This window comes from uncultured Altibacter sp. (assembly GCF_963972995.1).
In the GTDB taxonomy this organism is placed as follows: Bacteria; Bacteroidota; Bacteroidia; order Flavobacteriales; family Flavobacteriaceae; genus Altibacter.
In genome coordinates, this window is sequence record NZ_CAXAXI010000008.1 from 94,428 (window position 1) to 113,253 (window position 18,826).

Sequence of the window (18,826 nt, forward strand, 5' to 3'; positions counted from 1 at the left end):
GTAAAATGACCAAGCAAGAAAAGGTAGATTTCGTTATTGAAACGTTAAATGATATATATCCTGAAATTCCCATTCCGTTAGACCATAAGGATCCGTATACGCTATTGATCGCTGTGTTACTTTCGGCTCAAAGTACCGATGTTCGGGTCAACCAGATCACACCGCTTCTATTTGAAGTGGCAGACAATCCGTACGATATGGTGAAACTTTCAGTAGAAGAGATACGAGATATCATTAAACCGGTAGGCCTCTCCCCGATGAAATCTAAAGGGATCCACGGACTTTCAGAAATACTTATTAAGGAATACGACGGAAAAGTTCCCGCTAATTTTGAAGCTTTGGAAGCACTGCCTGCTGTAGGTCATAAAACAGCCAGTGTTGTGATGTCCCAAGCGTTTAATATACCTGCATTTCCGGTTGACACACATATCCATCGGCTCATGTACCGTTGGGGCTTCTCTACCGGAAAGAATGTAGTCCAAACAGAAAAAGATGCGAAAAGATTGTTTCCGAAAGATCTGTGGAACAAATTACACCTACAGATTATCTGGTACGGAAGGCAATATTCTCCCGCCCGCGGCTGGGACTTGGAAAAAGATAGTATTACAAAAAAGATAGGTCGAAAGTCGGTACTTTTAGCATACGAAAAGAAAATAGCCCAAAAAAGGACATAAAAAAACCCCCGAAACACAGTTTCGGGGGTTTTCCAAAGTTTAGTTTAGAAGTGCTTCAAACTTCAATTTATTATAATCTATAACACTTAAAGCCTTCGAATAATCCAGAAGAAATCGAATGGTCTCTTCTTTTGGAGCTAGTTCTTTATTCACGCGCTCCGTACGTGAAGTTTCAGAGTACATTTTTTGCATAGAACGTAATTTTGAGGTTAATGTTACCTAATAACGCCGCAAAAAATGCTTTATTGTATTAGTTCGTCAATATAATATTATGTTTTTCAATGACCTTACGTAAATTAATAAGTGCGTAGCGCATTCTTCCTAAGGCAGTATTGATACTAACCCCGGTTTGCTCACTAATTTCCTTAAAGCTCATATCCTTGTAAATACGCATGACCAAGACTTGTTTTTGATCGTCTGGTAACTCTTCAATTAGGCGTCGCACATCACTCTCCACCTGCCCTTTTATGATCTGCTTCTCTATGTTCAGGGCCCCGTCTGAAAGTACCGAAAAAATATTGAAGTCGTCCTTATTCTCGAATTTGGGCATACGATTGTTCTTTCTGAAATGATCGATTACCAAATTGTGTGCAATACGCATGACCCAAGGGAGAAACTTTCCTTCCTCGTTGTAAGCGCCTCGCTTTAAAGTCTTGATGACCTTTATAAAAGTGTCTTGAAAAATATCCTCCGCGACATCGCGATCAAATACTTTGGAATAGATAAAACTGTAGATTCTTTGTTTGTGACGGGTAATAAGTTCACAAAGAGCAGATTCATTGCCATTCATATATGCGCTTACAAGGAAGGCATCGGTTGTGGGACTTTGCTTCATACTAATACTTTTTTAAAAAATAAACAACTATACTATTGGTTGCTCAGCTGTTATGTTTTTTTATTGAAAGTAATAATATGCTATAGGCAATAATTTTAGAGAATGACGTTATGAGGGGTAAATATAACAACAAAGAAATCACAATTGCAAAAAAAAGTGAGTTTTTTCTTAAAAAAAATATAATATATGTTAACGTGCATTCCATACATGTATATAGTATCTTTGCACTCCCATCCACTAAAAGGACCAAAAAAAATCAGGAATTAGCTTGACTACTGAAACGATAGATACCAAAAAGAATATCCTTATTCAAGGAGCAAAATTGCACAATCTCAAGGACATCTCTGTTGTTATTCCGCGCAATAAATTGGTTGTGATAACCGGGCTTTCCGGCAGCGGAAAGTCTAGCTTGGCCTTTGATACGTTGTACGCTGAAGGGCAACGGCGGTATGTAGAAAGTCTTTCTTCTTATGCCAGACAGTTTCTGGGTCGGCTCAACAAACCTAAAGTAGATTCCATCAAAGGAATCGCTCCTGCGATCGCTATCGAGCAAAAGGTGAATTCCACCAATCCCAGGTCGACCGTAGGCACATCCACCGAAATTTACGATTACTTGAAATTGCTTTATACCCGAATTGGAAGGACGTATTCTCCCGTTTCAGGCAAAGAAGTGAAAAAAGATACGGTAAGTGATGTCATTGCATTCATCAAAAAATTTCCGGAAAATGAAAAACTCCTTCTCCTCGCTCCTATTTATTTAGAGGAAGGCCGCACACTCGAAAATAAGATACAAACACTGGCACAACAAGGATATGCGCGAATTAAAGTAGGTGAAACCGTAGTGCGTATGGATGAATGGCAAGGTGATGCCTCCAAAGAAAAAGTACTGCTGGTAATAGATCGCGTGATAACCAAAGAAGACGAAGATTTTTATCATCGTTTGGCGGACGCCGTACAAATTGCTTTTTTTGAAGGAAAAGGAGCATTGTATATTGAGAATCTTTCAAACGGCAAACTCCAAGAGTTCAATAACCGATTTGAAGCGGACGGAATTGTATTTACAGAGCCCAATGTGCATTTATTCAGTTTTAATAATCCGTATGGGGCCTGTCCTACATGTGAAGGATACGGTGATGTGATAGGGATCGACGAAGATTTGGTGGTCCCAAACACGGCGCTGTCCATCTATGAGAATGCCATTTTCCCTTGGCGCGGTGATAGTATGGGCTGGTATCGCGATCAATTAGTGAACAATGCATATAAATTCGACTTTCCCATTCATAAGCCATGGTTTGAACTTACCGAAGCGCAACGACAATTGGTTTGGGAAGGCAACAAGTATTTTGAAGGGCTACATAGTTTTTTCAGTTTTCTGGAATCGAAAAGCTATAAGATCCAAAATAGAGTAATGCTCTCTCGCTACCGCGGAAAGACAAAGTGCAGCACCTGTAAAGGTAAAAGATTGCGCCCTGAAGCCGGCTACGTAAAGATTCAAGGCAAAGCGATACAAGAATTGGTAGAATTACCACTTCATAAGGTCGCCGATTTCTTCAAATCACTCACATTAAACGAATACGACCAAAAAATTGCCAAACGCCTTTTATTAGAGATCAACAACCGTCTTTCGTTCTTAATGGACGTAGGCTTAAGCTACCTAACCCTAAACCGAAAATCGAACACGCTTTCCGGAGGGGAATCCCAACGAATTAATTTAGCCACTTCGTTGGGTAGTAGCTTGGTTGGCTCTATGTATATATTAGACGAACCTAGTATTGGTCTGCACCCAAAAGATACCGAACGTCTTATCGGCGTTCTCAAAGCACTTCGTGATCTGGGAAATACCGTGATCGTTGTGGAACATGATGAAGATATCATGAAAGCAGCCGATGAGATCATTGATATCGGGCCGGAAGCCGGAACCTTTGGTGGTGAAGTGGTTGCCACAGGTACCTTTAAAGAAATACTTGCTTCAAATTCCTTAACTGCAAAATATCTTAACGGGTCCTTGGAAATTGAGGTCCCCGTTAAAAGACGCTCTTGGAAAAATGCCATTGAAATAAAGGGAGCTCGACATAACAATTTAAAGAACATCGATGTCACATTTCCCCTCGGTGTTTTTACAGCAGTGACAGGAGTTTCGGGAAGCGGAAAGAGTACCCTGGTAAAAAAGATCCTCTACCCTGCCCTCTTACGTCATATAGGAGGTTATGGTGAGAAACCGGGACAGTTTTCAGGACTGGAAGGAAGCTTCAGCAGTATTAAGAGCGTTGAATTTATCGACCAAAACCCAATTGGACGATCCAGCCGTTCCAATCCGGTGACCTATATTAAGGCTTACGATGATATCCGAAATCTGTATGCGTCTCAGAAACTTTCAGATATTCGCGGGTATAAAGCAAAACATTTCAGTTTTAACGTGGACGGCGGCCGTTGCGAAACTTGTAAAGGCGAAGGTGAAGTAACCATAGAGATGCAGTTCATGGCCGATGTACACTTGGAATGCGACACCTGTAACGGCAAACGTTTTAAGAAAGAGATCTTGGAAGTGATGTTCGCTAAAAAGAATATTCACCATCTGCTCACGATGACGGTAGATGAAGCGATCGCTTTCTTCAAAGAGCACAAACAGAAAAAGATCGTTTCCAAATTACAGCCTTTACAGGACGTAGGACTGGGCTATGTACAACTGGGACAAAGCTCTTCTACCTTATCAGGTGGTGAAGCACAACGTATCAAACTGGCTTCCTTTCTTGTCAAGGGAACCTCGAGCGATAAGACCTTGTTTATTTTCGATGAACCGACCACAGGGTTGCACTTTCACGATATTAAAAAACTATTGGCGTCTTTCTATGCGCTACTGGATAAGGGTCATACTGTGATTGTAGTAGAGCACAATTTGGATCTTATTAAATGTGCCGACCATATCATAGACCTGGGGCCGGATGGAGGCGAACAAGGCGGTGAAGTTGTAGCCCAAGGGACGCCCGAAGAAATTGTAAAAATCACGACTTCATATACTGCCGATTACTTAAAGGACAAGATTTAAACAACCCTTGTCTTCCCACTACATTCCCGTTAACCCCTTGTAATCAAATACTTACGTTTTTGGCATGGCTATTGGTTCTCTCTAAGGAAATAGCGTACGTCACACCGCTTATGTGTGACATAACCCAAATACAAAGTAGTATGAGAAAAGCAGTCTTTTTTGTAGCTGTATTCCTAATGGGAAGCACTACGCAGATCTTTGCACAAAAGAACCATCGATATGAGGTTCAAAAGGGTAAGAAACATCGCTATTACAATGCGCAGGAAATTCGTTTTGTAGAAAATGGTGTTCTTTTTACGGTTACCACCGATGGAGCTTTTTATTATGAATTTACAGGCGAATCTCCGGTGTCGATGCGACCACGACGAGGGCATCAAGTGGTCTACTACAATAATGCTCCCGGCGAAGTGTATCATCGAACAGGTCGTTATAATTTTAGAAACGCTATTACTACAGACCGCTTTGATCGTGTACGAAGCATAGGAGATACCTACATTTACTATCAGCGAAACGGAAAGGTGAGATCGATTGGAAGTATTGATCTTATATATCATCGAGGTCGGTTGGTACAAGCGGGAAATATGACGCTTATCTATGACCGCTTCGGAAGAATTCGTGACCTTAAAGGATACGTGAACCGATATAATAAAAAATTGTGGCACGATGGTTGGTATAATTATAATAACAACGGTTATGATTGTGAAGATGGCTATGAAGATTGGAATGATCGTGAACGAAAAAGAAAGAAAAATTAGTTTATAGTTTTTTTGGTTGGTTAGTTAGAAATCCGTCGGATCTGTAAAAGGACTCGGCGGATTTCGTTTTTGAACCACATGATATTCTATTCGACCAATACTCCCCTTATAAATCAACGCCTTACATTTTTGGCACGGTCGTTGTTTAATTAGATAATGTACAAGCTGACCAAAAAAATTAAAGCAAGTACAACCTTAATCTTAACAGTATGAAAAAGACAGCAGCATTAGTAATCGCCTTCTTGATGATAGGCATTACCAGCAAAGCGGAATCGGCACCAGAGAGTGCTCCTGCAAATTATTCCTACGATGGCTCTGCCTATATCTTTGTAGAAGGAGGCGTTGAGTTTTCAGTATTTCCTGATGGTCAGTTTGACTTTGTATACCTAGGTCGCGATCGTGGCGGAAACGTAAATGTGAATATCAACACCCAAAATGTGAATATTAACTTCAACTCGGGCTATGACTATGAAGCATACATCCAATACGATGATTATGGCGCAGTGATCCAAATTGAAGATATCCCAATTTATTATGATGAATTCGGACGCATCGTACAGGCAGGTTCCACCGAAATTCGTTATAACGACAGACGTATTGTACGCGTTGGAGGACTGCATGTATATTATAATCCTTATGGCTATTTTTCACACTGCACAGGTTATATAAACCTATGGACTCCCAGATATATTTATCGTCCTTGGCATGTGTATTATGCCAGACCGTTCTATTCTTCTTGTATCGTGTATGATTACCCATACAGAAGGTATTACAACCCACACCGATACAGTTGGCATCACCACAGACAGTACTATAACAATAGACATAGAGTGGCATACCACAACGGAAGAAGAGATTTTCACAGACCCGGAAGTCGTGTACATTACAAAGATGGTCGTGTAGCAAAACGTCGTGATTATGATGCCAACAGAAGAAATTCTATGGCGCAGAATAACCCAAGACGAGAAAATTTTACCTCCAGAAACAATAACAGCTCAAGAGGAATAGCAGCTAAGGACAGTCGATACGGCAGGAACGATCGAGCTAATAGCAGCAGAGGAATTGCTACAAAGAACGATCGAAATAGAATCAACAGTACCCGAAATACCAATACGAGAGGTATTGCTAAAAAGGAGGATCGTATCTCTAACAATAGAAGTAAAAATAACCCTTCCGCAAGTCGGGTGAATAACAACAGTTCGCGCGGTATAGCTAAAAGAGAGAATACAATGGGTAATTCCCGAAACACGGTCTCCAGAGGCGATTCAAAGCGAGAGAATTCGGTTTCAAAAGGTCGACCTCAGGTGAACAACCGAAACGCTGTTAACAAATCACGTTCTAAGGTGTCGTCCACAGGTCGTATCTCAAAGAGCAGTTCGGCGGTAAAACGTTCAGACTCTCGAAAGCGTTCGGTGAACACAAGAAGTAATTCTGTTTCCAAAAAACAATCGAATGTTCGGAAACAAACAAATACTAGAAAACAAGTGTCTAGATCCTCAACCGGAGCTCGAAAGAGTTCAGGTTCCAGAAATACCTCGAGAAGAGGCAGAGGACAGTAAGATTTTTTTGGTTGGTTAGTTAGAAACCCTCAGGCGGCATTTGCCAACTGGGGGTTTCGCCTTTTACTGCGTTATTTCTTTTATTAAAGTAGCCAATCGCTCGGTCAAAGCAGGTCTACTGTATTGATCCACTGCTTGAGAGAATGCTACCAGCTCCCCATTTTTATAGGTATTATATAATTCTTGCAGGTACGTCTTTAACCGTTCCTCATTGTGATAGGTAAAATAACGTCCCCTTTTTGTTTCTGAAAGGATCGTATTTACATCACTGCCTTCGGGACCCATAGCAATGATAGGTCGTTTGGAAGCTAAATACTCAAAAAGTTTTCCCGGAATGATTGCCCGGGTTTCAGGTCGATCGCTCTCAATTAACAGCAATACCTGTGCATTATGCTGAAGCTGCAATGCTTCCGAATGAGCGACATAGCCTAGATTTTCTATATTTTCTGTGAGTCCGAAAGCTTCAATACTCGCCATCACCGCATCGCTAACAACTCCGGCAAATTTTAATACAAGATCTTTTTTAAATTCTTTTTCTTCCGAAGCAATTTCAGAAAGGACTCGCCATAATAATTTCGGATTTCGTTCACTTAACAACGATCCAACATGTGCTATCGAAAATGCGGCGTCCGGTGTGCGCGTTAGGTTGTTAGAGATCTCATACCCATTCGTTATCACCGAAATCGGTGTTTCCGTGATCATTTCAAATTCTTTCTTGGTCGTTGGGCTTGTAACGAGAATGTGATCGGCGCACTGCAAAACCTTTGCTTCTAATTGTTTGTGTTTGCGTGCGGATCTTTTGGTGAGCTGTAAGGATTTATGATAATGGATCGTTGTCCAAGGGTCTCTAAAATCTGCCAACCAAGGTGTTGCAATTCTTTTTTGCAACTCCATACCGATCAAATGCAAACTGTGAGGTGGGCCTGTGGTGATAATTAGATCGACCGGATTCTTGTGCAGGTACGCACTCAAAAACCGAACGGAGGGTGCTACCCAACCTACGCGTGCATCCGGAATGAAAAAGTTTCCACGAACATATAGCAAAAAACGCTCTAAAATTCCCGGGTTCCTGGCGGGTATAATTCCGCTGCTCATTTTCTTTGTTTTGCCTTTAGAGAACCATTGTGCAAATCGATACGGTTCTTTAATAGAATTCTTTAAGATCGTGATGTCTTGAGGTACTTCATTTTCCAGGTTATGATCGATGATTGGGTAACTTGGATTTTCCGGCACATACACAATGGGCTCAACATTAAACTGAGGTAGATACTTTACAAATTTTAACCATCGTTGTACCCCCGGACCTCCTGCCGGCGGCCAATAATACGCTATAATGAGGACTCGTTTAGTCAAGAATCGTTAGGTTTATCAGTCGTTTGCTTACGGAATCTATAAAAGAGGGCGCCTAAAATAATGAGCACCAATAGCAAGCTACTTCCAAGACTGATCATACTACCGGTTTGGATTACTTTGGGCTCGAACTTGAATTCGATCTTGTGATTGCCTTCGGGTACCGTCATGGCTCTCAACACATAATTTGCTCGAATATAGGTAGCAGGTTTGTTGTTGATATACACGTTCCATCCCTTAGGATAATATACTTCAGAAAAAAGTGCTAATTGTGCTGTACTGGATGATGTTTCATAGACCAGATGGTCCGGTTGGTGACTTACGAGTTCAATGGTTGCCGTAGAATCCCGCTGAATATCCTCAAGCGGTAACTCTGAAGCAAAATCTTTATGGATGATCGCAGTTTCTTTTGTGTTTAAACTGTCCAATAAGCGTATCTCCTGATCGGCATTTTCGGCGATCATTACATTTTCTACGAACCAAGCACTTCCGTTCGCATACGGATTGCGTTGCGCCACGGCTCCACCATTTCTTCCCTGTGTAATGATATAACGTACATTCATCATGTTCAATATGCCAATATCCCCTTTTGAAAGATAATAGGTATCGATATCCTGCATCCGCCCCGGCTTTGCCGCATGATATCCCCCCAAGGCATTGTGATAATAACTGGCACGACCGCTATTGAAAGGATTGGTAGTGGCATCAAAGACCCTGTAGTAGCCATCGTCTTCCAATATTTGAAGATCGGCTCCGTTTTTCTGAAAGGGTTCATCGACCAAACGGGCTGCCACAAAATTTTCTGCATTCACATAGCGCCGGCCCACCCCTACCAAGTCAATAAGCACTAAGACCGTAAGGATTGCCACAGTGGTCATAGATTTCAATTTCGATTTCATGAAAAGCCATAACACCGTCGATGTAAGCAATACGAAAATAAGTGAACGCAACGTATCCAAAGTCATAATGGACATGCGGTCCTCCCGCACGGCTTCTATAAAAGGCATTCCCAGCTCTTCGATGAAGAACTTGTCATACGGACTCGTAAAATCGAAAAGTGTAGATTTAAATACTAAAAAGAGCAATGCGATCCCCCCTGCAATTCCCGTTGCATAGAGTAATGCCTTCTTTTTTGTTTCCTCACGTTCAAAAGACGAGAAGAATTGATGCAAGCCAACGATCGCCAAAATAGGAAGCACTAATTCGATGATCACCTGTATGGAAGAGACAGCCCTAAACTTATTGTATAAGGGTATATAATCAATAAACAAATTGGTCAAAAAAGGAAAGTTGTCCCCCCATGATAAGAATAAGCTTAGTAGAAACGCAGCTGTAATCCACCATTTTAAGCGGCCCTTCACCAAGAACAAGGCTAAAAGGGCAAGAAAGATCACTACCGCACCTATATATGCAGGACCGGCCACTATAGGCTGATTTCCCCAGTAGACCGGTACTTGATTCAGTATCTGATTGACATCCTGAGGGGAAGCTCCCATACGTAAAAGATGTTCTCTGGTTTGGGAATCTTCGGGTAAGGCATCTCCTGAACCTCCTCCCATAAATCCCGGAATGAAAAGATTAAAACTTTCTAGTCGTCCATAACTATATTCGGTTATATAGTCGTAATCAAGTCCGGAGGATGCTACTTTAGGGGAACCGTCCGGCTGTAGTGTCAAGTCACTTTTACCACGTGTGGAGGTATCTGCATATTCCTTAGTGGCCATGATGTTGGTCGCATTAAGACCCACGGCGATAAAGGCTCCCAAAGCCATGATCGCTACCGACTTGAAATAATGCGGGAGCATTTTTTTTCTGAAAGCGTCCACTAAATATACTACTCCTATGATCAATACCAACAGTAATAGGTAGTACGTCATTTGAAAGTGATTGGCAACCAATTCCAAAGCCAATGCGATGGTTGTAAGAATAAAACCCCAAACATATTTTCCGCGAAACGTAAGAATAATACCGCTCAACACTAAAGGCATATAGGCAATGGCATGCGCTTTTGCGTTATGTCCCACACCCAGAATAATAATAAGGTAGGTTGAGAACCCAAAAGCCAAAGCTCCCAGAAATGCCAGTTTGTAATCTATTTTCAGTATCAAGAAAAGAATATACATCCCTATAAAGTACAGAAAGAGATAATCGGCAGGGCGCGGCAAGAAGCGAAGCGTCAAGTCCAATTTCTTTATATAATTATGCGGATACTTCGCCCCTAACTGGTAGGTTGGCATACCTCCAAATGCTGCATTGGTCCAATAAGTTTCTTTTCCGGTAGTCTCCCGATAGTCATTTTGTTGTTTTGCCATGCCCGTATACTGGACAATGTCACTCTGGAAGATTTTCTTTCCTTGTAATACCGGACTGAAATAGGCCAGTGAAGCGATAATAAATAGGAAGAGGATAACAATATGAGGAAGAAAATTCTTGAAAAATCGCTGCATAGCCTACGAATAAATTATGAAGGTTGAAAATTAATCAATTTCTTCGTAATCTACGTACTCCCCAACGGGAGACTTGGATTTATTGCGCGAGGATGGCATTTTATCGATGGTAATACTTCCTTCTTTTTTCTGTTTTGGAGCGTCGAACGGATTATTCCCAAATGCTTTTTCAAACTGCTGTCCTGCTTTTTTTGCGATATATCGCATAATGTAAGGAGTTAACAGTCTAATTAAAAACTTTAATCCAAAATATACCAGAAGGATTATTAAAATCGTTTTTATGAAAGTTATCATAAGGAATTCAAATCTTTTTCAAAAGTACGGATTGACACAGAAAAAGAAGAAAATCTACTATTAAATAAATGATAAAATCTTATATCTTTGAACTAAACCGAACCGTATATGCGAACCCAAAACCTTACAATACTCCTCCTTCTTCTTTTTCCATTTATTCATGTTTCGGGTCAATATACAGAAGAACTTAATTCCAGTCGGCCGGGTGCTTCACAAGGTGCTTTTTCGGTAGGAAAGAACGTGCTTCAGTTCGAGAGCGGTTTCAGTTTAGGAAAAGAGGAGCACCGCTTGTTAGAAACGGAGACGAATGCATTTGCTTTGGACTACAGTGTGCGGTATGGCTTCTTAAAAGAGGAACTAGAAGTAAGTTTGATGGGTGAATTTCAATCGAACACGTATTCGTATCCTACCCTAGCAGGGCGGCCGGATTTTAAAGTGAGTAATTTCCGAAGCAATACCGTAGGCGCAAAGTATTTAGTCTACGACCCCTACCGGAAAATGGAATTGGAAGGCCCCAATCTGTACAGTTGGAAAGCCAATAACCGGTTTCAATGGAAAGACCTTATTCCTGCCGTTTCCGTCTATGCCGGGGCAAATATCGATTTTACCGAGAATGCGGTTGATAAACTCACCAATCCGTTTTCTACGTCTATGGATGAACTTACCATAAGTCCTAAGTTCGTCTTGGCCACACAAAACAACTGGATAGGTGGTTTTGTTTTCGTAACCAACATTATAGTCGATAGGGTAACCACCGAAGAACCGGTGTATTCCTATATCCTCACCCTTACACACACCCCTACCGATTGGTTCTCTGTTTTTGTGGAAAATCAGGGTATTAAAAGTGATTTCTACGCCGATCAGCTTTTTCGAGGAGGGGTAGCTGTTCTCATCAATGAGAATTTTCATGTGGATGGATCTGTTATACTTAATTTTAAAGATACACCTTCTCGAACCTACGGACGCATTGGAATGGCGTATCGATTCGATATGCATGACTCAGACGAATATATTGAAGAAAAAGGCAAAGCAGGCAGAGCGAGTCGCAAAGAGCGTAAAGCAAAGAACAAGAAAGAAAAGAAGAAGAATAAACGAATGGACGCCGTGGAGGATGATGGTGATGGCGGCGATGGTGGAATCTAGCACATTGATTATATGATAGAAGTTATACAAGTAACCAATAAAAAGCAGCTAAAAGAGTTTGTTACTTTTCCTTTTCAGCTCTATGCCAATTGCAAGTATTGGGTCCCTCCCTTAATAAAAGACGAGATGAATACGCTCGACACTGAAATAAACCCCGTTTTTAAAAATGCTGAAGCTACCTATTATTTGGCAAAAAAAGACGGAAAGACTGCAGGACGGGTTGCCGTGATTATCAACAGACTAGAGATTGAGGAAATTGGAAAGAAGAAAATACGGTTTGGATGGTTGGATATGGTCGATGACCTGGAGGTCACCAAAGCATTGATGGAAAAAGTATATGAGATCGGTCGAAAGAACAAACTTGAATATACCGAAGGACCCGTGGGTTTCTCCAATATGGAAAAAGCGGGAATCCTTACAAAGGGCTTCGAAGAATTAAATACCATGATTACTTGGTATCACTTTCCATACTACGCAAAACACATGGAGGCCTTAGGGTTTGAAAAGCAAGCTACTTGGGTAGAATATACTATGAAGATCCCCGACACCATTTATGAAAAAGTACAAAAATTCAGTAAGATTGTTCGCGAGCGTTACGGGCTGAGCGTTATACGCTTCAGAAACAAGAAAGAGATCCTTCCTTATGTAGATGCCATGTTCGGTCTACTGAATAAAACCTACAATACACTGCAGACCTTTGTACCGATTCAGCAATATCAAATCGACTATTACAAGGAAAAATACTTCAGCTTTATCCACCCAGATTATATTACCTGCATTAAGGATAAACAAGGGAAGTTAATTGCATTTTCTATTGTAATGCCCTCTTTTTCCGAAGCATTAAAAAAAGCAAATGGAAAATTGATGCCGTTGGGCTGGTACCATATTTTACAGGCCCAAAAAAAGAATGACAAAGCTGCCTTTTATCTTATTGGAATCGACCCGGAATATCAAGGAAAAGGAGTGACCGCGATTATTTTTGAAGAAATGCAACATTTATTCAACGCCAAGGGAATACAAACCGTTGAAACCAATCCCGAACTTATTGAAAATACGGCAGTACAGTTGCTTTGGAAAGATTATAATCCGATGCAGCACAAAGAGCGTAGTACTTTTAGAAAGGCATTATAAATGGTGTAATTCTATTGATAACTATCTTTATTTTAAAATACAAGCAAAAAAACCTTCCAAATGTGAAAGGTTTTTTTATTTTATATATGTACAAAATTTTTTACTCTCCCATCGCAGCAGCAACGGCTGCCGATAAGCGTTTGTATGTACCATTCTCAAGTCGCTCTCTGATCGCAGAGAATGCTTCAAGGGTTTCATTGATATCTTCCATGGTATGCGATGCCGTTGGTATCATACGCAACAGTATCAAACCTTTTGGGATCACGGGATACACAACAATAGAACAGAAAATACCATGGTTCTCACGCAGGTCTTTTACCAGGGCCATGGCTTCCGGGATACTTCCCTTTAAATATACCGGTGTCACACAACTTTGGGTAGTACCAATATCGAAACCACGCTTTTTAAGTCCGTTTTGCAATGCATTTACATTATCCCACAGTTTGTTTTTCAACTCCGGCATGGTGCGTAACATATCTAAACGTTTCAAAGCACCTTCTACGAGTTGCATTTGCAACGATTTAGCGAACATTTGAGAACGCAAGTTATATTTTAGGTAATTAATGATCTCTTCATCGGCAGCGATAAATGCTCCCGTGCTGGCCATGGATTTTGCAAAGGTGGCAAAGTACACATCAATATCTTCTTGCACGCCTTGCTCCTCTCCTGCTCCGGCTCCAGTTTTTCCAAGGGTTCCAAAACCATGCGCATCGTCCACGAACAAGCGGAAGTTGTATTTTTTCTTTAAAGCAACGATCTCTTTCAATTTACCTTGTTCGCCACGCATTCCGAAGACACCTTCAGAAATTAAAAGGATACCGCCACCGGTCTTTTCGGCTACTTTTTCTGCCCGCTTCAAGTTCTTTTCGATACTTTCCATATCGTTGTGCTTATAGGTAAAGCGTTGGCCTAAGTGCAAACGAACACCATCTATGATACACGCATGGGCATCTACATCGTATACGATCACATCGTCCTTCGATACCAAAGCATCAATGGTAGAGACCATCCCTTGGTACCCAAAGTTTAGCAGGTATGCCGCTTCTTTTTTGACGAAAGCTGCTAACTCTCTTTGTAATTGTTCATGAAGATCGGTATGACCACTCATCATTCTGGCACCCATAGGATATGCAGAACCGTACTTTGCACCGGCTTCAGCATCTACCTTACGAACTTCAGGATGGTTGGCCAGCCCAAGGTAATCATTGATACTCCATGTGATCACCTCTTTTCCTTTAAAACGCATTCGGTTGGAAATAGGTCCTTCCAGTTTTGGGAACACGAAATATCCTTCGGCTTGTTCTGCCCATTTTCCAAGAGGACCTTTATCCTTATAAATCTTATCGAATAAATCTTTCATCTATACAGCTTGTTTCTTTGTATGGGGCAAAAATACTTAAATTTAGTATTATAACACATTTATTTTTCAGAAGCATCCATAAAAAAAAGCCGCTACTTTCGCAACGGCTTTTATAGGGTATATTTTTATTATTTTATGTATTCTATATTTACCTGTGTTTCGGTTTTTGCATCGAAGAAGCCTTGCTGGCTCATCCAATCATCACTGTAGATCTTACTCATGTAGCGGGATCCGTGGTCCGGAAATATAACTACAATATTGCTTTCCTCAGTAAAAATACCTTCTTCATCCAATTGCTTAAGACCCTGCATGGCTGCACCGCTAGTATAACCTACAAACAAGCCTTCACTCTTAGCGAGTTCTCGGGCTGTATGTGCACTTGTTTCATCTGTAACTTTTATAAACGAGTCTATAGTATCAAAATCGGTTGCTGTAGGGATCAAATTCTTACCTAAGCCCTCAATTCTATAGGGATAGATCTCGTTGGCGTCGAACTCACGGGTTTCGTGATACTTTTGTAAAACAGAACCAAACGCATCGATGCCTATCACCTTGATATCTGGATTCTGTTCCTTTAAATAACGGGCTGTACCAGAGATCGTTCCTCCGGTTCCACTACAAGCTACGAGGTGTGTGATCTTCCCGCTGGTTTGATTCCAGATCTCCGGACCTGTGGTGTAATAATGAGCGTCTATGTTTAATTCATTGAAATACTGATTGATATACACTGAACCTTTGATCTCATTATGAAGGCGTTTTGCCACTTCATAGTAAGATCTTGAATCATCGGCACTCACGTGGGCCGGGCATACATATACTTTAGCCCCCATGGTCTTTAACATATCGATCTTATCCTTGGATGATTTCGAACTTACCGCAAGAATGCAGTCATATCCTTTTATGATACTCACCATCGCAATACTGAAACCGGTATTTCCACTGGTCGTTTCTATTATGGTATCACCCGGTTTTAGAATGCCTTTCTTTTCGGCTTGTTCGATGATGTAAAGTGCAATACGATCTTTTGTAGAGTGTCCCGGATTAAAAGCTTCCACTTTCGCGAAGTAGTTGCCTTTCATTTTCGAAGTAATTTTGTTGAGCTTTATAAGAGGTGTGTTACCTATAAGTTCTAACACATTACTATGGGCTTGAATTGCTTCTTTCATATAGGGAGTTTTTTTACAAAACTTAGGCAATCCTTCCTAAGTTTAAAAACCGTACAAAGGTACATTAAAATTTTTAATTACTCTTTTATATCCTCTAAATCGAGTAAAAACGCATAATCCATAGCTACTTCTTTGAGGGCTTCAAATCGGCCTGAAGCCCCGCTATGACCAGCGTCCATGTTAGTATGGAAATAGATTTTGCTATCTCCGGTATTGTATTCCCTGAGCTTTGCCACCCATTTTGCAGGCTCCCAGTACTGTACCTGAGAGTCATGATATCCCGTAGTTACCAATATATTGGGATAGACCTGTTTAGTAACATTATCGTAGGGTGAATATGACTTCATATAGTTATAATATTCTAACTCATTCGGGTTGCCCCACTCATCGTATTCTCCCGTAGTTAAAGGGATACTGTCATCCAACATGGTCGTAACTACATCTACAAAAGGCACGGATGCAATGATTCCATTATAGATGTCGGGTGCCATATTCACTATTGCGCCCATTAATAGCCCCCCGGCAGAACCTCCGGATGCATACAAATGCTCTTTTGACGTATAGCCTTCTGAAATTAAAAATTTTGAGGCATCGATAAAATCAGTGAACGTATTTTTCTTTTTTAGCAACTTTCCATCCTCATACCACTGACGTCCCAGATACTCCCCTCCACGTACATGGGCAATGGCGAATATAAAGCCTCTATCAAGAAGACTTAAGCGGGAAGATGAAAAATAGGGGTCAATGGTAGCACCATAGGATCCGTAGCCATACAGCAATAGTGGATTATTTCCGTCTTTCTGTATGCCTTTGCGGTACACCATAGAAATGGGCACTTTGGTGCCATCGGTGGCAGTGGCCCAAACACGCTTAGACTCATAATTGTTCTTATCAAACTTACCTCCTAGTACTTCAACTTCCTTTCTTATGGTCTTTTCTTGGGTCTCCATGTTAAAATCAATCACAGAGGCCGGAGTTGTTAAGGAATTATACCCATAGCGAAGCACTTTAGTATCGAACTCAGGGTTTTGTGTGGTATAGGCAGTATACGTCTCATTATCGAATGGCAGATAGTAGTCTTCTTGGTTGTTCCAGCTCATGATCCGGATCTTATTCAGTCCGTTGCTTCGTTCACTAACCACTAAAAAGTCTTTAAATATGTCTATGTCCTCTAAAAGCACGTCGCTACGATGCGGTATCACATCGACCCAATTTTCTTTTGCGGTTTTGTTTTCCGGAGTCTTCATAAGACGAAAATTGGTGGAAGCATCTTTGTTTGTCAATACATAGAAATGATCTCCAAAGTGCGAAATATTATATTCGAGGCCGCGTTCCCTTGGCTGAAATACCTTAAAGGTCCCATTTGGTGTGTTCGCATCCAACGTCCTGAATTCGGAGGTCAATGTACTGTAGCTTCCAATGACGAGGTATTTATCAGATTTGGTCTTATAAACATAGGTGTTAAAGGTCTCATCTTCTTCAGTATAAATCAATGCGTCGTTTGTAGGGTCAGTACCGCGCACATGCCTGAAAATTTGATTAGAGCGCAGTGTTTGCTCATCCTTCCGGGTATAGAAAAGTGTCTTGTTATCATTTGCCCAAGTAGAACCACTGGTTGTAAGCGGTATCGATTGTGGCATGATCTCTCCCGTTTCGAGATTCTTTATATGTAAGGTATATTTTCTTCGGCTTAAGGTATCCACGCCAAAAGCAACCCACTTGTTATCCGGACTTACATTGATACCTCTTAGATCGTAAAACGAGTGTCCCTTTGCCATTTCATTCACATTGAACATCACTTCTTCTTCGGCATCCAAAGAACCCTTCTTTCTTGTGTAAACAGGATAATCTTTACCGGTTTCAAATTTTGTTATGTAGTAGTATCCATTGTAGTAATAAGGCACCGAAGCATCATCTTCCTTGATCCTGCTCTTCATTTCCTCGAAGAGGTCTTCTTTGAGCTTCTTGGTGTGCGAAGTCATTTTTTCGTAATAATCGTTCTCACGCTCCAAGTAATCGATCACTTCGGCATCATCCTTCTGGTTGAGCCAATAATAGTTATCAATTCTCACGTCTCCGTGTTTTTCAAGGTTCTTGGCAATTTTTTCGGCAGTTGGTGGCGTATGATCCATATTCTTTTCTGAAGATTCTTTATTGCTGCATGAAGCGGCAAAAGTAAGGGTTACTGCGCACATAACGATGAGATATTTCATAAAGGAAATATTGAATATTAGAAATGCAAAGTAGTAAATTTGCGTGAATTAAAATGATAAAATTATGTTTGGAGATTTAATGGGTATGATGGGAAAACTCAAAGAGACCCAAGAAAAAGTAGAAGCGACCAAAAAAAGATTGGATCATGTGTTGGTAAACGAACAAAGTTCAGACGGATTGTTAAAAATTACAATCACCGCAAACCGTACATTGAAACATATTGAATTAGCTGATAGCCTGCTGGAAGACAAAGATCAGCTTGAAGATTATTTGATACTAACCCTCAATAAGGCCATTGACAAAGCAACCCGCATCCATGAAGCCGAGATTGCAGCGGTTGCCAAAGAAGGAATGCCAAATATCCCCGGGATGGACATGTTCAAGTAGTGAGGAACGTCCCTTGCCGGCCATTTATTCACTTTTTGTTCTCAATGACTCACTTATTTACCTTAGGGATAAAATTGGTAATTTTTTGGGCACTATAGTGATTGGCAGTCACTTCGGTGAAAATCCTCTACTTTTTCATTTCAAAACTTGATTTTTTTTGCGATATTGAAGAACATTTTCAAGTCTAATATCAAAAACAATAAACATGTTTGAACTAAAGAAAAGCGGTGACAAATTTCACTTTGTACTAAAAGCAGGAAACGGTCAAGTAATCCTATCAAGCCAAATGTACGCTTCAAAAGCATCTGCCATGAACGGTATCGAATCTGTAAAAAAGAATTGCGGCGATGAGAAGTGCTTTGAAATGAAAACTGCCAAGAACGGAAAAGTCCACTTTAATATAAAATCGGGCAACGGGCAAATTATTGGAAGTAGCCAAATGTATGCCGGTGAATCGGGTGCTAA

General features: G+C 40.8%; 16 protein-coding genes. 8 read left to right on the top strand and 8 right to left on the bottom strand.

Annotation, left to right across the window (positions count from 1 at the left end; translation table 11 throughout):
* Window positions 1-5: 5 nt before the first annotated feature.
* The gene (gene nth / locus AACZ11_RS05250; RefSeq protein WP_290626606.1) at window positions 6-674 is read left to right on the top strand and encodes an endonuclease III; all 669 of its coding nucleotides are present in this window, start codon (window positions 6-8) and stop codon (window positions 672-674) included.
* A gap of 39 nt (window positions 675-713) precedes the next feature.
* Here the strand turns inward: nth and AACZ11_RS05255 are convergent, their stop codons facing one another.
* On the bottom strand, window positions 714-866 hold the full coding sequence (locus AACZ11_RS05255; RefSeq protein ID WP_173402305.1) for a hypothetical protein: 153 nt from the start codon (window positions 864-866) through the stop codon (window positions 714-716).
* Between the two features lie 58 nt (window positions 867-924).
* The gene (locus AACZ11_RS05260) at window positions 925-1,509 is read right to left on the bottom strand and encodes a sigma-70 family RNA polymerase sigma factor (protein ID WP_034258491.1); all 585 of its coding nucleotides are present in this window, start codon (window positions 1,507-1,509) and stop codon (window positions 925-927) included.
* 268 nt (window positions 1,510-1,777) lie between these two features.
* Here AACZ11_RS05260 and uvrA point away from each other — a divergent pair, with 268 nt between their 5' ends.
* The 3 genes from uvrA to AACZ11_RS05275 all read left to right on the top strand — a co-directional run bounded on the left by uvrA (window position 1,778) and on the right by AACZ11_RS05275 (window position 6,869).
* Window positions 1,778-4,555 carry an excinuclease ABC subunit UvrA gene (uvrA, locus tag AACZ11_RS05265; RefSeq protein WP_290626610.1) on the top strand — a complete coding sequence of 926 codons (2,778 nt, stop codon included), beginning with the start codon at window positions 1,778-1,780 and terminating at the stop codon, window positions 4,553-4,555.
* A 140-nt stretch (window positions 4,556-4,695) separates the two neighbouring features.
* Window positions 4,696-5,310, top strand: coding sequence for a hypothetical protein (locus AACZ11_RS05270; protein ID WP_290626612.1), 615 nt, complete (start codon window positions 4,696-4,698; stop codon window positions 5,308-5,310).
* A gap of 209 nt (window positions 5,311-5,519) precedes the next feature.
* Entirely contained in the window at window positions 5,520-6,869 is a 1,350-nt protein-coding gene (locus AACZ11_RS05275; RefSeq protein ID WP_339831702.1) for a hypothetical protein, read from the top strand.
* A 63-nt stretch (window positions 6,870-6,932) separates the two neighbouring features.
* Here AACZ11_RS05275 and AACZ11_RS05280 read toward each other — a convergent pair whose 3' ends face one another.
* The 3 genes from AACZ11_RS05280 to AACZ11_RS05290 are packed head-to-tail and all read right to left on the bottom strand — an operon-like array spanning window position 6,933 to window position 10,960.
* Window positions 6,933-8,222 carry a glycosyltransferase family 4 protein gene (locus AACZ11_RS05280; RefSeq protein ID WP_290626618.1) on the bottom strand — a complete coding sequence of 430 codons (1,290 nt, stop codon included), beginning with the start codon at window positions 8,220-8,222 and terminating at the stop codon, window positions 6,933-6,935.
* Complete coding sequence (locus tag AACZ11_RS05285) at window positions 8,219-10,666, bottom strand: YfhO family protein (RefSeq protein WP_290626620.1); 2,448 nt, start codon at window positions 10,664-10,666, stop codon at window positions 8,219-8,221. Before AACZ11_RS05285 ends, AACZ11_RS05280 begins: the two co-directional genes overlap by 4 nt.
* Window positions 10,667-10,696: 30 nt before the next feature.
* Window positions 10,697-10,960 carry a DUF4834 family protein gene (locus tag AACZ11_RS05290; RefSeq protein WP_290626622.1) on the bottom strand — a complete coding sequence of 88 codons (264 nt, stop codon included), beginning with the start codon at window positions 10,958-10,960 and terminating at the stop codon, window positions 10,697-10,699.
* 108 nt (window positions 10,961-11,068) lie between these two features.
* Between AACZ11_RS05290 and AACZ11_RS05295 the strand changes: the two genes are divergently transcribed.
* Complete coding sequence (locus AACZ11_RS05295; protein ID WP_290626624.1) at window positions 11,069-12,103, top strand: transporter; 1,035 nt, start codon at window positions 11,069-11,071, stop codon at window positions 12,101-12,103.
* Window positions 12,104-12,115: 12 nt separating this feature from the next.
* Window positions 12,116-13,234 (top strand): GTP cyclohydrolase, encoded by a 1,119-nt coding sequence (locus AACZ11_RS05300; RefSeq protein WP_290626626.1) that lies wholly within the window; start codon window positions 12,116-12,118, stop codon window positions 13,232-13,234.
* A gap of 100 nt (window positions 13,235-13,334) precedes the next feature.
* Here AACZ11_RS05300 and AACZ11_RS05305 read toward each other — a convergent pair whose 3' ends face one another.
* The 3 genes from AACZ11_RS05305 to AACZ11_RS05315 all read right to left on the bottom strand — a co-directional run bounded on the left by AACZ11_RS05305 (window position 13,335) and on the right by AACZ11_RS05315 (window position 17,973).
* Window positions 13,335-14,594 (bottom strand): aminotransferase class I/II-fold pyridoxal phosphate-dependent enzyme, encoded by a 1,260-nt coding sequence (locus tag AACZ11_RS05305; RefSeq protein WP_290626628.1) that lies wholly within the window; start codon window positions 14,592-14,594, stop codon window positions 13,335-13,337.
* A gap of 128 nt (window positions 14,595-14,722) precedes the next feature.
* Window positions 14,723-15,760, bottom strand: a complete 1,038-nt coding sequence (locus tag AACZ11_RS05310) for a cysteine synthase family protein (RefSeq protein ID WP_290626630.1) — start codon at window positions 15,758-15,760, stop codon at window positions 14,723-14,725.
* A 77-nt stretch (window positions 15,761-15,837) separates the two neighbouring features.
* A complete protein-coding gene (locus tag AACZ11_RS05315; protein ID WP_290626632.1) occupies window positions 15,838-17,973 on the bottom strand; it encodes a S9 family peptidase in 2,136 nt (711 codons plus the stop codon).
* 64 nt (window positions 17,974-18,037) lie between these two features.
* Between AACZ11_RS05315 and AACZ11_RS05320 the strand changes: the two genes are divergently transcribed.
* Together AACZ11_RS05320 and AACZ11_RS05325 are read left to right on the top strand one after the other, a co-directional pair.
* Window positions 18,038-18,361 (top strand): YbaB/EbfC family nucleoid-associated protein, encoded by a 324-nt coding sequence (locus AACZ11_RS05320; RefSeq protein ID WP_290626634.1) that lies wholly within the window; start codon window positions 18,038-18,040, stop codon window positions 18,359-18,361.
* Between the two features lie 205 nt (window positions 18,362-18,566).
* Window positions 18,567-18,826, top strand: a 260-nt coding sequence (locus AACZ11_RS05325) for a YegP family protein (RefSeq protein ID WP_290626636.1), incomplete at its 3' end; no start/stop codon positions are given.